The 14,584-nt window shown below is 64.5% G+C and carries 14 protein-coding genes; 13 read left to right on the forward strand and 1 reads right to left on the reverse strand.

The genetic code is table 11. The features are described from left to right. Window positions 1–214: 214 nt before the first annotated feature. On the forward strand, window positions 215–2,158 hold the full coding sequence (locus tag ACW5W4_RS13350; RefSeq protein ID WP_456689705.1) for an EAL domain-containing protein: 1,944 nt from the start codon (window positions 215–217) through the stop codon (window positions 2,156–2,158). Here the strand turns inward: ACW5W4_RS13350 and ACW5W4_RS13355 are convergent. Next, a complete protein-coding gene (locus ACW5W4_RS13355) occupies window positions 2,136–3,038 on the reverse strand; it encodes a 1-aminocyclopropane-1-carboxylate deaminase/D-cysteine desulfhydrase (protein WP_456689706.1) in 903 nt (300 codons plus the stop codon). The genes ACW5W4_RS13350 and ACW5W4_RS13355 overlap by 23 nt on opposite strands. A gap of 69 nt (window positions 3,039–3,107) precedes the next feature. Between ACW5W4_RS13355 and ACW5W4_RS13360 the strand changes: the two genes are divergently transcribed. From ACW5W4_RS13360 to ACW5W4_RS13415, 12 genes are all read left to right on the forward strand, one after another. After that, window positions 3,108–3,971 (forward strand): MSHA biogenesis protein MshI, encoded by an 864-nt coding sequence (locus ACW5W4_RS13360; protein ID WP_427262430.1) that lies wholly within the window; start codon window positions 3,108–3,110, stop codon window positions 3,969–3,971. Window positions 3,972–3,982: 11 nt separating this feature from the next. Then, on the forward strand, window positions 3,983–4,576 hold the full coding sequence (locus ACW5W4_RS13365) for a PilN domain-containing protein (RefSeq protein ID WP_427262477.1): 594 nt from the start codon (window positions 3,983–3,985) through the stop codon (window positions 4,574–4,576). Next, on the forward strand, window positions 4,576–5,217 hold the full coding sequence (locus ACW5W4_RS13370; protein ID WP_456689738.1) for an MSHA biogenesis protein MshJ: 642 nt from the start codon (window positions 4,576–4,578) through the stop codon (window positions 5,215–5,217). The genes ACW5W4_RS13365 and ACW5W4_RS13370 overlap by 1 nt, the downstream gene beginning before the upstream one ends. A 7-nt stretch (window positions 5,218–5,224) precedes the next feature. Further along, on the forward strand, window positions 5,225–5,521 hold the full coding sequence (locus ACW5W4_RS13375) for a SctD/MshK family protein (protein WP_427262479.1): 297 nt from the start codon (window positions 5,225–5,227) through the stop codon (window positions 5,519–5,521). A 70-nt stretch (window positions 5,522–5,591) separates the two neighbouring features. After that, entirely contained in the window at window positions 5,592–7,256 is a 1,665-nt protein-coding gene (mshL, locus tag ACW5W4_RS13380; RefSeq protein WP_456689707.1) for a pilus (MSHA type) biogenesis protein MshL, read from the forward strand. A gap of 50 nt (window positions 7,257–7,306) precedes the next feature. Next, window positions 7,307–8,197, forward strand: a complete 891-nt coding sequence (locus ACW5W4_RS13385) for an ExeA family protein (RefSeq protein WP_456689708.1) — start codon at window positions 7,307–7,309, stop codon at window positions 8,195–8,197. Window positions 8,198–8,246: 49 nt separating this feature from the next. After that, entirely contained in the window at window positions 8,247–9,392 is a 1,146-nt protein-coding gene (locus ACW5W4_RS13390; RefSeq protein WP_456689709.1) for a tetratricopeptide repeat protein, read from the forward strand. A 274-nt stretch (window positions 9,393–9,666) separates the two neighbouring features. Further along, window positions 9,667–11,376: an MSHA fimbrial ATPase MshE gene (gene mshE / locus ACW5W4_RS13395; protein ID WP_456689710.1), complete on the forward strand. Its 1,710-nt coding sequence runs from the start codon at window positions 9,667–9,669 to the stop codon at window positions 11,374–11,376. Window positions 11,377–11,379: 3 nt separating this feature from the next. Beyond that, window positions 11,380–12,603 (forward strand): type II secretion system F family protein, encoded by a 1,224-nt coding sequence (locus tag ACW5W4_RS13400; RefSeq protein ID WP_456689711.1) that lies wholly within the window; start codon window positions 11,380–11,382, stop codon window positions 12,601–12,603. A 247-nt stretch (window positions 12,604–12,850) separates the two neighbouring features. Beyond that, window positions 12,851–13,321 carry a hypothetical protein gene (locus ACW5W4_RS13405; protein ID WP_456689712.1) on the forward strand — a complete coding sequence of 157 codons (471 nt, stop codon included), beginning with the start codon at window positions 12,851–12,853 and terminating at the stop codon, window positions 13,319–13,321. Between the two features lie 79 nt (window positions 13,322–13,400). Beyond that, window positions 13,401–14,069, forward strand: a complete 669-nt coding sequence (locus tag ACW5W4_RS13410) for a type II secretion system protein (RefSeq protein ID WP_456689713.1) — start codon at window positions 13,401–13,403, stop codon at window positions 14,067–14,069. A gap of 27 nt (window positions 14,070–14,096) precedes the next feature. Next, window positions 14,097–14,555 carry a prepilin-type N-terminal cleavage/methylation domain-containing protein gene (locus ACW5W4_RS13415; RefSeq protein ID WP_456689714.1) on the forward strand — a complete coding sequence of 153 codons (459 nt, stop codon included), beginning with the start codon at window positions 14,097–14,099 and terminating at the stop codon, window positions 14,553–14,555. Window positions 14,556–14,584: the final 29 nt, after the last annotated feature.

Genomic DNA, 14,584 nt, shown 5'->3' on the forward strand with positions numbered 1-14,584 from the left:
GTTAGTTTTGATATGAGTGTTTCGGTCCCCTCTGCGGGACCATTTTTCTTTGTGTCTTCCCCCCCATCCGGTCATCCCCAATCGCCTTGGTATTCCCACCGCGATTGATTATGCTCGCGCCCTTAATCTCAGCAGTGGGATCCTTGTCCATAGGCGGCCATGGGTCCGGCTGTTACCATGAGTCAACACGGACGTTGGTGCATACGGAAGGCCCATGAAACTCACCACACAACTCGTCTCCTTCATCACCTTGTGCGTGATCGCGGCCATGGCCATGGTGCTGCTGGGGGGGGTATTCAGTTTTCGCCAGCTCGGCTTCGAGTTGCAGCAGAACAAGGTCAGCTCCCTAGTGGAGGTGCTCGACAAGCAGCTGGAGGTGGCCGATGACCAGAGGGATCTCACCCGCTGGCTGCCGACCCTGCTGCGCTCGGCCCGGGTGGTCGAGCTGGAGGTGCATCAGGGCAAGCAGCGCATCTACTGGTTTCGCGACGTCCAGTATCAGGAGGACGAGAGCCTGCTGATCCCCTATCAGCGCCAGCTCTCCCGTCAGCCCGGCCTGGTGGCCGAGTTCAAGCTCGAACGCCCCTTCAAGGAGTTCGAGTATTCGATCCAGGCCATGTCCGGCATCTCCCTTGGCATCCTCATCGTGGTGTTCGGGCTCTGGTACTCCATTCGCTGGCTGCGGTTGCAGCTGCGGGGCGCCGAGCTGCTGGCCCTGCGCGGCCAGCTCATTCTGGATGGCAAGCTGGCCAAGCTCGCCCACGATCCGGCCGAGGAGTGGCCCGTCTCCGCCAGCAGCGCCCTCGACAAGCTGATTGCCGAACTGGCCGATGCCCGCAAGGAGCGCAGCCGCTTCGACAACTTCATCCGCAGCAATGCCTTTGTCGACAAGGACATAGGCATAGGCAACCGCCTCTTCTTCGACAACAGGCTGGAGAGCGCCATCATGGAGGCGAACGTGATGAGCGGCGGTGTGCTGCTCATCGAGCTGGCCTGCCTGGAGGAGTTCGACGCCGAGGAGGATGCCCGCCAGGTGCAGGAGCTGCTGCAGGAGGCGAGCGCTTCCATCGGCACCTTCGTGCGCAAGCACAACGGCGCCCTGCAGGCCCGCTACGGCGGTCAGGCCTTTGCCGTGCTGCTGCCCAACATGGTCGAGAGCGAGATGGTGGACGGGGCCGGTCAGCTGCTCAAGAGCCTGCAACGGCTGCACTGGCCCCAGGGGGTCAACCCGGAGACGGCCGTGTTCATCGGCGCCGTCTGCTATCAGGCCAACGACAGCCTGCTCAAGGTGCAGGAGGAGGCCGAACTGGCCCTCAAGAGCGCCCGTTTGCAGGGCCACAGCGGCTGGTTCCTCTACGAGAAACGCCTCAGCCTGGAGCCGAGCAGCAAGGGCACGGTGCGCTGGCGCAGCCTGCTCAGCCGCCGGCTGGAGGAGCGGGGCATCGACTTCTACCGCCAGGGGGTGCAGCAGGATCAGGGGGCGCCCGTCATCCAGCAGGACATAGTGACCCGGATCCTGGACGAGCAGGGGCGGCCCCTGCAGGCGGGGGTCTACATTCCCATGGCCGAGAAGACGGGGCTGCTGCTGCCCCTGGATCGGCTGGTGACGGAGCAGACCCTGCTGCTGCTGCGGGGGAGCGACGAGACGAGTCCCCCCATCACCCTCAACCTGTGCGCCCAGAGCCTGCTCAATCGCGAGTTCCAGCGCTGGCTCTTCTTCGCCCTGTTCCAGTTGCCGCGCAGGACCAACGAGCGCCTGGTGCTGCAGCTCTCCGAGGCCCAGGTCACCCGCCACTACGAGGCCCTCAAGCGGCCGCTGCGCTCGCTGCGCATGCTGGGCTGCCAGTTGGCCATCGACCATGCGGGTCAGGACGTGGTCAGCACCCAGTACATCAAGGAGTTCGAGATCAACTTCCTGCGGCTGCACCCCAGCCTGGTGCGGGAGATCCAGAGCCGCCAGGTCAACCAGATGGCGGTGCGCAGCCTGGTGGGGGGCTGCGCCAATACCCAGGCCAGGGTGATCGCCGTGGGGGTGGAGAGTCAGGAGGAGTGGAAGATGCTGCGCCACCTGGGGGTCTATGGCGGTCAGGGGCCCTGGTTCAGCGAGCCCGAGCCCATGGCCCGCCCTGAGGCGCTCAGATCCGCCCCTGCTCCCTGAGCCCGGCCAACCCTTGCAGGCCGCCGGTGTGGAGGAAGACGATGCGGCTGCCCCTGGGGATGCGCCCGGCAGCCAGTTCGCGAAACAGGCCCCACATCGCCTTGCCGCTGTAGATGGGTTCCAGCGGCAGGCCGGTTTCGGCGCTGAACTGTTGCACCCAGTGCCAGAGCGCCGGGCTGAACTTGGCGTAGCCGCCATCATGGTGGTCGAGGGCGATGCGCCAGTGAGGATCAAGGGCGGCGGCCGGATAGAGGCGGCACACCTCGTCACGGATGAAACCGGCTCCCTTGAGCACGGCGATGGCGAGGATCCGCTGGCCCTCCCGCCTGCCCGAGATGAGCCCCGCCAGGGTGCCGCCGCTGGCGCAGGGCAGCACCCAGAGGTCCGGTGAGAAGGGTATCTCGTCCACCAGTTCGGCGACCCCGGGCAGAGCCAGGGGGGCACTGCCCCCCTCGGGAATGATCAGGGTATCCGGTGCCTGGAACTGGGCCAGCCAGTTAGGATCCTGGCGGCGACGGTAGCTCTGTCGATCCACAAAAATGAGATCCATACCCCATTTTTGGGTATTTTTCAGTGTTGAATTACTGACGGCGGAGGGTTCACTGCGTATAATGCCCGCCGTACGCAGACCGGTTTGAAACCCGGCTGCTGCCAGGGCATGAATATGATTTGAATAGGCCCCTCCAAATGAGAGGAGGCGTGTCTTGCCCTGCTCCTTGGCATCCAGCAACTGGTATTTGAGCTTGCGCCACTTGTTGCCCGATATCTGCGGGTGGATCAAGTCGTCGCGTTTGCACCAGAGGCTGACCCCGAATTTTATTAGCAAAGGATGGCTGATGGCGTGCAGAGGTGAGGAGACCCTGCCTTGTGCGTTCGTCATTTATCTAGAGGCTAACCCGCTGTTCATGTTAAAACTAATTTCCTTTCTTGCGGTCAGGTATCGATGGCTATGACGTCCTTTTTTTCCGCAAAGCCCAAGGGGCGTCTGGTCGGTCTGTTGCTGTCTCAGGACAGCGTCATGCTGGCCGCGCTCATGGATCCCCCCATTTTCGCCAGTCGCCGCATCAATAGCCAGCAGGAGTGGCCGAGCGCCATTGCCGAGCTGTTCGCGCGCCATGGCCTCGCCAAGTCCCGGGTGCGGGTTGCCCTGGCCGCCAATCTCTGCCAGCAGGTACAGATAGACAAACCTGCCGTGCCCGAGGCCGAGATGGCCGGGGCCTTGCCCTGGGCGGTCAAAGATTACGTCAGCGAGCCGGTAATGCAACTGGCAATGGATTATGTGGACCTGCCGACCCCCCCTGCCGGTCAGGCGCGCATCAATGTGGTCTGCGTGCCCAAGAGCCGGATCAAGCTGGTGGCGGAGGCCATCAATGCCGTGGCGAGGCTGGAGGCGATCCAGAACGACGAGCTGGCGCTGATCCCCCTCCAGGAGGCTGACAGCCGGGTGCGCATGCTGCTGTGGCAAGCCAAGGGGCAGGATCTGCAACTGCTGGTGTTCCACCGGGGCGGACTCTGCTTCTCTCGCCAGCTGCGCGGTTTCGCTGCCCTGACCGGCGAGCATGAGCCAGATCCCCAGCAGCTCGACAGCCTGATGCTGGAGATCCAGCGCTCCCTCGATTACCTGAGCGGCCAGCTCAAGCTGCCGGAGATCGGGGCTCTGCAACTGGCCATCGCCTCCCCCTTCATCGGCACCCTGGTGCGTCACATGGAACAGACCTTCTCCCTGCCCGTTTCCGCCATGGCCAACAAGGCTGTGCTGGCCGGGGTCGAATATCTCCCTGCTTATGGCGCCGCCCTGGGAGGTCAGCAATGAGCCAGGCCGTGATGAAACGCACCCTCAACCTCTACGGCGCCGAATTCCACCCGCGCCGCCAGTGGGCCAGCCTGCCCCAGATGCTGCTGGTCTGGGGTCTGCTCGCCCTGTTGCTGGTCGGGCTGGGGGGCTGGACGCTCTGGCAACAGCAGGGGGTCAGCCGTGAGCTGGCCCAGGTGAGGCTGGCCCTGGATGTGCAGCGCGGCGAGGCCAAGCGCCTCGATGCCGCCCTGGCCCGTCATCAGGCCGACGAGGCGCTGCAACGCCAACTGGCGGAAAAGCGTGACGAATTGAACGCCAAGCGGGCACTGATGCGTCAGCTCGGCAGCCTCTCTTTGCAAAAATCCCAGGGTTATGCCGGGCTCATGTCGGATCTGGCTCGTCTGGCCAGCGACAGGCTCGCCCTGGAGCGTATCGAGATCAACGAGGGTCACATCAACCTGGCCGGGGTGGCGCGCAGCAGTCAGGACGTGCCGGCCTGGGTCAACCGGTTCAAGCAGATGCCGACCCTGGCGGGAAAAGAGTTTGGTGAGCTGACCCTGAGCCGTGATCCGGCGGGACGGCTGCAATTTCAATTGAGCGGTATTGCGCGGGAGACCCCTTGATGAGAGCCCATTGGCAACAATATGGCGATCGGGTCGCCGCCCTGAGTCCGCGCGAGCGGATACTGATCCTGCTGACCGGCCTCGCCCTGGTGTTCGCCGTCCTCTATTACGGCTGGCTGGAAGGGGCCCAGGCCCGCTTGCTGCAAGACAGACAGGCCCTGGTCACCGCCCAGCGGGATCTGGAGATCATGGGGCTCGAGAACCAGGGCAAGCAGGCCAGGCTCAACCGGGATCCCAACCTGGGGGTACGTAATCAGCTCGTCGACGTCGATCGGCAGCTGACCCGCCTCGATGGGGATCTCAAGGCCCAGATGGTGGATCTGATCCCGGCCGACGAGATGGCTGCCGTGCTGGAGACCCTGCTGGCGGGCTCTTCCCGTCTGCACATGGTGGCCCTGACCAGCATAGCGCCCACCCCCTTGATGGCGGGGGAGCAGAGTAATAACTTGTTCAAGCACGGCATCCGCCTTCAGCTGGAGGGGAGCTATTTCGATGTGTACCAGTATCTCAAGGCGCTGGAGGCCTTGCCGCGTCACTTCTACTGGCGGCTGTTCGATTACCGGGTGCAGACTCACCCCGGCGCACAGGTGGAGATGGAGATATACACCTTGAGTACGAGCAGGGAGTTTATCCGTGGTTAAGTTATTGATGTTTATCTTTTTATTATCGCCGCTCGCCCAGGCTGAGGTGTTGCGGGATCCGACCCTGCCCCTGGAAGGGGTGGCGGGCAGCGCCAAGGCTCCCCAGGAACGGGGCCTGCCCAAGTTGCAGAGCATCATGCTGGGCAATGGCCCGGCGCGGGCCGTGCTGAACGGACAGAGCTACCGGATAGGCGAGCGGGTCAACGGCTACCAGCTGGTCGGCATAGACGCCGATGCCGTGCTGCTCGACAAGGGCGGCAAGCGCCTGCGGTTACCACTGTTTGCCGGCGGCATAGTGCAGTGACGCGCGCCATCACCATGTCGGCGCCGTGCGCCACCTCGCATCGAATCATATTCCAGGGCACCATCATTTCATGAAAACACATCGACTCTGTTTACTCTCCCTCGCCTTGTTGGCCGCAGGTTGTACCAGCTATCGCCACCCTGAGCCCACCTCGGCCAAGGACGCGCTGCTCGATGCGCGCCTCGAACAACAGCGCAACGCTCAGGCCCAGGCGCTGGCGGTGCCAAGCTCGGTGCAAAACGAGCTGCTGGCGCTCAATCGCCCGCTCGCGCCCAGCGCCATGCCGGAGAAGCGGCTGCGCATCGCCGCCCATGACGTGGAGGCAGTCGACTTCTTCGGCTCCCTGTTCAAGGGATCCCGCTACAGCGTGGCGGTCCATCCCGGGGTGGCCGGCCTCATCTCGCTGGAGCTCAAGGATGTGACCCTGCCCGAGGTGCTGTCGGTGGCGGCCGAGATGTACGGCTTCGACGTGCAGCGCAAGGGGCCTGTCTATCACATCTACCCGGCCGGGCTGCGCACCGAGACCATTCCGGTCAATTACCTGATGATGGCGCGCCGTGGCCAGTCCCGTACCGCCATCAGCACCGGGGGGGTAACCGCCAATGACCCCAACAGCAACAACAATTTCAGCAACAACAGCCAGAACGGCTCGAGCAACAACGGCAGCTCATCCTCCATCAACAGCCAGAACGGCACCCAGATAGAGACGGACACCGACACCGACTACTGGACCGATCTCAAGGAGTCCCTGCAGACCCTGATCGGCAAGGGGGAAGGTCGCGCCGTGATCACCAGTCCCCAGGCGGGCCTGGTCACCCTGCGCGCCTATCCCAAGGAGCTCAAGGCGGTACGGGAATTCCTCAACCAATCCGAATCGCACCTCAAGCGCCAGGTGGTGCTGGAGGCCCGCATCCTGGAGGTCTCCCTGAATGAAGGCTACGAGCAGGGGGTGGACTGGAATGGTCTCTCCGCGACCTGGGATGGCGGCGGCAAGGGGGTCACCGGCATCGGCAGCCTGGTCAGCAACACGGTCGCCGCCAGCACCAACACCATCTTCAAGGCCCTGGGCGGCGGCGCCGGTTTCACCATGTCCGACGGCAACTTCGATGTGGCGGTCAATCTGCTCAAGACCCAGGGGGACGTGAATACCCTGTCGAGCCCCAGGGTGACGGCCACCAACAACCAGAAGGCGGTGATCAAGGTCGGCACGGACGAATACTTCGTCACCGATGCCTCCACCACCATCACCAGCAGCAGCAACCAGGATCAGGTCTACCCGAACGTGGAGCTGACCCCCTTCTTCTCGGGCATCGCCCTGGACGTGACGCCGCAGATCGACGAGCAGGACAGGGTCTTGCTGCACATACACCCCTCGGTCATCGATACAGAGGAGCAGCAGAAGACCATCAGCGTCGGCACCGCCAATCCGCTGGTGCTGCCCCTGGCCAAGAGCTCGATCCGCGAGTCCGATACTGTGGTGCAGGCCGATGACGGCGACATCATCGTCATCGGCGGCCTGATGGAAACCAAGCAGCAGGAGATAGTGAGCAAGGTGCCCCTGCTCGGCGACATCCCCTGGGTCGGCGAGGCCTTCACCAACCGCAGCGAAAGCAACCGCAAGGTGGAGCTGGTGATCCTGCTCAAGCCGACCGTGGTGAACAAGGATACCTGGCAAAAAGAGCTGCAACGCTCCTCCGAGTTGCTGGATAAATGGTACCCGTCCCAGGATCGGTGAGGCGTGATGCCGAGCGTTCAGCCGCCGTCACGACCCAGAGGGGAGGCACCATGTACCTGAACCATTTCGGTTTGCGGGAGCCTCCCTTCGCCCTCACCCCGAACACCGGCTTCTACTATGGCCTGCCGCCCCACGAGGAGGCGCTCCAGGTGCTGCATTGGGCGCTGGCCCAGGGGGAGGGCTTCATCAAGGTGACCGGCGAGGTGGGCACGGGCAAGACCCTGCTCTGCCGCAAGCTGCTCGCCGAGCTCGGCTCCGAACAGCAGCCGGTGCGACTCGCCTGGCTGCCCAACCCCCATCTCACTCCGGCGGAGCTGCGCATCGCCCTGGCCCTGGAGCTGGGGCTGGCGGTGGCGCAGGGCAGCGAGCTGGACATCACGGACCGGATCCATCGCCACCTCATCGGCCTGCACCAGCAGGGCTTTCGAGTGGTGGTGCTGATCGACGAGGCCCAGGCCCTGCCGGATGAGACCCTGGAGGCGATCCGGTTGTTTGGCAACCTGGAGACGGAGGCAAGCAAGCTGCTGCAGGTGGTGCTGTTCGGCCAGCCGGAACTGGATGTGCGCCTAGGAAAGTCTCATCTGCGGCAGCTGCGTCAGCGCATCGGTTTCTCCTATGCCCTGCGTCCCCTGCGGCTGGACGAGGCGCGGGCCTATCTGGAGCACAGGCTGCACGTCTCCGGCTATCGCGGTGCCCCCCTCTTGTCGAGGGCGGCCCAGCGCCTGCTGTGGCGCGCCTCCCGCGGCATTCCTCGCCTGCTCAACGTGCTGGCTCAGAAGAGCCTCATGGTGGGCTACGGCGAGGGGGGACGGCGGATCCTGCCCGCCCAGGTGTGGCTCGCCATCCGGGATACCGAGGATGCCAGCCGTCCCTGGCGAGGGCGCTGGTGGCCGCTGCTCCTGATGCTGGCCGCGGCCCTGCTCTATGGGCTCTGGCCATGAACAGGATGCGAGATACCCTCTTTTTCATGCAACGGGCAGGAGTCAGGTTGTGAGTGTGATCAACAAGATGCTGACCGATCTCGAACGTCGTCAGGGCAGTGGCGAGCCCGCCGCCGTCTATGTGCCCCCCCCCAGGGGACAGGGCTGGTGGATGCTGCTGCTCACCCTGATCTGCGGCCTGGCCCTCGGCATCCTGAGCTGGCGCAGCTGGCTCTATTGGCAACAGCAGCAGGAGAGGGCCCAGGTGACGACGGCCGCCCTGTCCCCTGCGCCATCGCCCGGTGGCGAACCCGTGCAGGCGCAGCCAGCCGCACTCCCGCCAGCAGAGGCGGCAGAGGCTGCGCCAGCGCCGGGCCCGTCGGCTGATGCCTCGGCCCAGGCTGCGGCGGTGCCCTCGGTGCGGGCGGCCAGTCCAGCCCCCCTGGCGCAGACACAGACAGACGAGGCGGCGGATCGCGAAGAGATGGATGAGCCGCAGTGGCAGGAGCGAGAGCCGAGCGATGCCGAACTGCAACCGGATCTCTATGCCGAGCTCGCCGCCGAGCAGGAGGCCACCGTGCCCGAGCCGGTCGCCGCGCCGCGCCGGCGGGCCTCCCTCAAGATCGAGACGGTAGAACTGAGTCCGGCCGAGCTCGCCGTCCTGAGCGAGCGCAAGGCCAACGCGGCCCTGGTCAAGGGCGAGCTGCACGAGGCCGAGGCCCAGTACACGGCCCTGCTTCGCCAGACGCCGGACAACGAGCAGGCCCGGCAGCAACTGGCAGGGCTGCTCTATGGTCAGGGGCGCCTCGCCGAGGCGAGTGCCCTGCTGGAGGAGGGTATTCGCCGCCAGCCGACCCAGGCGGATTTTCGCCTGCTGCGGGCCCGTCTGGCCCTGGCCGAGGAGGACAAGCAGGGGGCCCTCGCCTGGCTCGGTGGCGCCCAGCCCCCCCTGGCCAGCAACCTCGACTATTACGCGACCTGGGCCGGTTTGAGCCAGGAGCTGGGGCACAACGCCGAGGCGGCCGAGCTCTATGTCCGGCTGCTGCGGGTGCAGCCGGATCAGGGCCGCTGGTGGCTCGGCCTTGGCATCGCGGAAGATGGCCAGGGCCATGGCCAGCGCGCCAAGGATGCCTATCGCAACGCCCTGCTGCACGGCAACCTTGGCGACGCCTCCCAGGAGTGGCTCGGCCAGCGCATGGCGCAACTGGGTCCCTGAACCTGAGCAAGGCGCCGAGGCTGCACCGGGCATCTCTCGGCGATGCCTCCCAGGAGTGGCTCGGCCAGCGTATGGCGCAACTGGGTCCCTGAACCTGAGCCCTGTCCCTGAGCAAGGCGCCGAGGCTGCACCGGGCATCTCTTGGCGACGCCTCCCAGGAGTGGCTCGGCCAGCGTATGGCGCAACTGGGTCCCTGACCGCGGTCCTGTGGGGCCGCGACAACTGATTCGATCGGGACGACGCCACGGCGTCGACCCCATAACACGGAGTTTCCATGGCACAACCGAGATTGAAGATGCGCCTCGGCGATCTGCTGGTGCAAGAGCAGATCGTCTCGGACGATCAGCTGCAACTCGCCCTGCAACAGCAGCGCCAGACCGGCCACAAGCTGGGTACCACCCTCATCGATCTGGGCTTCATCAGCGAGGTGCAGCTGCTGCAATTCCTGGCGCGCCAGCTCGGGGTGCCCTTCTTCGATCTCAACAACCTCACCATAGACGGCAAGGCGGTGGCCCTTCTGCCCGAGGTGCAGGCCCGTCGCTATCGCGCCCTGGCGGTCAACCAGAACGAGCACGAGGTGACGGTGGCCATGTCGGATCCCGCCGATCTCAGCGCCCTGGATGCCATCGCCAATCTGCTGCGCCCCCGGGAGATGCGCCTCGCCGTGGCCCGGGAGGGGCAGTTGCTCGACTATTTCGATCGCCTCTATCGCCGTACCCGCGAGATAGAGAGCTTCGCCGAGCAGCTGCACGAGGAGTATCAGGACGCTGGCTTCGAGCTGGGATCCAGCAACCTGGCGACCGAAAGCGAAGGGGAGGCGACCGTGGCCAAGCTGCTGCGCTCCCTGTTCGAGGACGCGGTGCAGGTGGGGGCCTCGGATATCCACATAGAGCCCGACGAGAAGGTGCTGCGCATCCGCCAGCGCATCGACGGCGTGCTGCACGAGAACATATTGAACGAGGTGCGCATCGCCCAGGCCCTGGTGCTGCGCCTGAAACTGGTGGCGGGGCTCGACATCTCCGAGAAGCGGCTGCCCCAGGATGGGCGCTTCGCCATGAAGGTGCGTGGCCGGGACGTGGACGTGCGACTGTCGACCATGCCGGTGCAGCACGGGGAGTCCGTGGTGATGCGTCTGCTGGATCAGAGCGGCGGCATCCTCACCCTCGAGGAGACGGGGATGCCCCCCGAGATCCTCGCGCGCTTTCGCCGTCAGCTCCATCGGCCCCACGGCATGATACTGGTGACGGGCCCGACCGGCAGCGGCAAGACCACCACCCTCTACGGGGCGCTGTCGGAGCTGAACGAGGCGAGCCAGAAGATCATCACGGTAGAAGACCCGGTAGAGTACCGACTGCCCCGCATCAACCAGGTGCAGGTCAACCCCAAGATAGGGCTCACCTTCTCCCAGGTGCTGAGAACCACCCTGCGTCAGGATCCGGATATCCTGCTGGTGGGGGAGATGCGTGACAACGAGACGGTGGAGATAGGCCTGCGCGGCGCCATCACGGGTCACCTGGTGCTGACCACGCTGCATACCAACGACGCCATCACCAGTGCCTTGCGCCTCATCGACATGGGGGCCCCCGGCTATCTGGTGGCCAGTGCCCTGCGCGCCGTGGTGGCCCAGCGTCTGGTGCGCCGGGTGTGCGAACACTGCAGCGAGCCCAAGGCCCCGGACGAGGGACAGACGAGCTGGCTTACCGCCCTCTCCGGCGAGGCGCCGGGTCAGCACGGCTATCACAAGGGGCGCGGTTGCCAGAGCTGCAACTTCACCGGCTACCGTGGCCGGCTCGGGGTCTACGAACTGCTGGAGCTGGATCAGCCCATGATGGATGCCCTGCGTCGCAACGATGCCGAAGGCTTCGCCAGGGCGGCGCGTCAGCATCCCCACTACCGACCCCTGGCCCTGGCTGCCCTCGACTATGCCCGCCGCGGCATCACCTCGGTGGATGAGGTGCTGCGTCTGGCCGAGGATCTGGGTTAAACCATGGCGAATTTTGCATACAAGGGCCGCGACAAGCTCGGCAAGGCGGTCAGCGGCGTGCTGGAGGCGGCGAGCGAGCTGGCCGCCGCCGACAGCCTGATGCGACGCGGCATCATGCCCACCGAATTGCGGGAGCGGCGTGCCGGCGGGGGGGAGATCAATCTCTCCCAGCTGTTCGAGCCCAAGGTACAGCTGGAGGAGCTGGTGGTGTTCAGCCGCCAGATGTATGCCCTGACCCGGGCCGGTGTGCCCATACTGCGCGCCATCGCCGGGCTGGAGGAGAGTGCCCACAGCAAGGCGCTCAAGCGGGCCCTGCACCAGCTGGGGGAGGATCTGGGCAATGGTCGGCCGCTGTCGAGCGCCATGCAGAACCATCCCAAGGTATTCAGCAGCCTGTTTATCGCCATCATCCACGTCGGGGAGAACACGGGTCAGCTGGAAGAGGCCTTCCTGCAGCTCGCCAACTACTTCGATCTGGAGCTGGAGACCCGCAAGCGGATCAAGGCCGCCATGCGCTATCCCCTCTTCGTGATGGTCGCCATCGGTATTGCCATGGTGATCCTCAACATCATGGTGATCCCCGTCTTCGCCAACATGTTCGCCAAGTTTGGGGTGGAACTGCCTCTGGCCACCCGGATCCTGCTCGCCACCTCCCACTTCTTCGTCCACTACTGGTGGCTGCTGCTGGCCGGGCTGGTGGCTGGGGCGCTGGGCTGGCGCCACTGGGTGCGTACCCCTGGCGGCCAGTTGCGCTGGCACAGATGGCAGCTGAGGCTGCCCATCGTCGGATCCATCATAGATAGATCCCTGCTGGCGCGTTTCGCCCGCAGCTTCTCCATGATGCTCAGGGCCGGGGTTCCCCTCAACCAGGCGCTGACCCTGGTGGCCGAGGCGGTGGACAATGCCTACATGAGCGAGCGGATCCGCGAGATGCGCGGCGGCATAGAGCGCGGCGAGAGCCTGCAGCGTACCGCCGGCGCCAGTACCCTGTTTACCCCTCTGGTGATGCAGATGATCGCCGTGGGGGAGGAGACGGGTCAGGTGGACGAGCTGTTGCACGAGGCGGCCCAGTATTACGAGCGGGAGGTGGATTACGACCTCAAGAGCCTCACCGCCCGCATCGAACCCATCCTGATCGGCATAGTGGCGGTCATGGTGCTGGTGCTGGCGCTGGGTATATTCACCCCCATGTGGGACATGATGAGCGCGGTACGAGGTGGCCGGTGAGCCACGACAGGACAGGGCATCTTCACCCTCTCGCCATGGCGGGACAGGATGGGCGCGGTAAGAGGTGGCCGGTGAGCGGCTGCGGCAATCGGGATGGGCATCTTCACTCTCTCGCCATGGCGGGACAGGATGAGGGCGCTGCGAGGTGGCCGGTGAGCCACGATAGGATAGGGCATTTTCACCCTCTCGCCATGGCGGGACAGGATAAGCGCGCTGCGGGGTGGCCGGTGAGCAAGGGGACCGGACCATGAGCCGCCAGGGAGAGCAGGATGCTCGCTGGCTGTCGGGTTACCGGTTGCTGGCCGCCATCCTGGTATTGCTGGTGCTTGTTGCCACCCTGGTGGGCGGTTACGGCCACCAGCGTGAACAGGCGCTGGGCACCCAGCTGACCCTGATGGGGCAGCAGTTCGCCGAACGGGTGCAGCGCCTCCATGGTCGCTGGCTCGACGAGCGCAGGCCGGACCTGCTCCATGCCGAGGGGCTGGGCTGGCAGTTTGACGAGCGGGGCTGGCCCCTCGGCGTGGTGCCTCTGACCACGCCATCTCGCAACTGCCAGCAGTTGTGGCAAGGCATCATGGGGGAGGTGCAGCCGGGTCGTCTGCCACTGCAATTTTGGGGAAGACTGGATGGCTGCCTCATCGGCAGCGAGACGCACTGGCTGCACTATCGCTTCGCCGATGGGTCGGTTCGCCCCTGGCATGATGAGGCGCCACCTTAATGGCAGCTTGATGATTAGCATGGAACCGCATGATTTTATTATCTTTACATGAAACAATATCGCTTCTGATGGAGGAGCCATGACATATCACAAGCCCAGAGTATTCACCACAGGCCCGAGCCTGCCGCGAGGCGCCGCGGGCTTCTCGCTGATCGAGCTGGTCATCGTCATCGTCATCCTGGGCATATTGGCGGCGACCGCCTTGCCGCGCTTTCTCGATGTCACCAACGAGGCGAAAAAAGCGAGTGTGGAAGGGGTATCGGGCGGTTATGCTACGGCCGTTTCTTTGGTGCGGGCCCAGTGGGAGGCCGAGGGGCGGGCCAAGCAGGATGCGCGCAACACCGTGCTCTATGACGGTACCCGCTTCTACCTGACCACCCCCACCGACAGCCAGGTAGCCAATGGGGAGCTCTCTCCCGGCTATCCCATGGACACGGGAAACGGGGCGACCGACGTCGACCCGGCCAATCTGACGGCTGAACGCTGTCTGCGAATTTGGGACGGATTATTGCAAAATCCCCCCAAGGCTACCGCCAGCTTCAGCGAGGTGCGCGGTAGTGGTAATGACCTGAAATACTATGCCACCGTATCCAGCAACGGCCTCGACTCCGTCTGCCGCTACTACCTGGTCAATAGTCTGAGTAAGGGCAGTGATGGGCAGTACCAGGACCCGCAAGGGAGCACGGACGCATACATGAGTTTCAGTTACCGACCGGCCTCCGGTCAGGTGACCACCAATATCAACTGATTTCATTATCCAAAGAGGGCAGTAAACATGAAGAAGCAAGCGGGTTTTACCCTGATCGAACTGGTTATCGTGATCATCATCCTGGGTATTCTGGCGGTCACCGCCGCACCCAAGTTCCTGAATCTGCAGGATGATGCTCGTACCGCCACCCTGAAAGGCGTGGAGGGCTCCCTGAACTCCGCCGGCGCCATGGTGTACAGCAAAGCCGTTATCGCGGGCAAGGATACTGCCGAAACTGAAAGTCTGGATATTGGCAATGGCGTCAGTGTGGCTATCGCCTATGGCTACCCCCAGGCAACCGAGGCGGATCTCAAGAAGGTGCTCGAGCTGAGCACGGATGACTGGAGCTTCGGTGCTGAAGCATCCGGCAGCATCCAGATCTTCCCGGCCGGCATTTCCTCTGCCACCGCCTCTAACTGCTTCGTCACCTATACCCAGGCGGCCTCGGGCTCTCTGCCGACCTCCGAAGTCACTGCCTGTAAGTAATTTCGATCCTTATCCCAGAGAGAGAGGGG

Source organism: Aeromonas crassostreae, assembly GCF_054052445.1.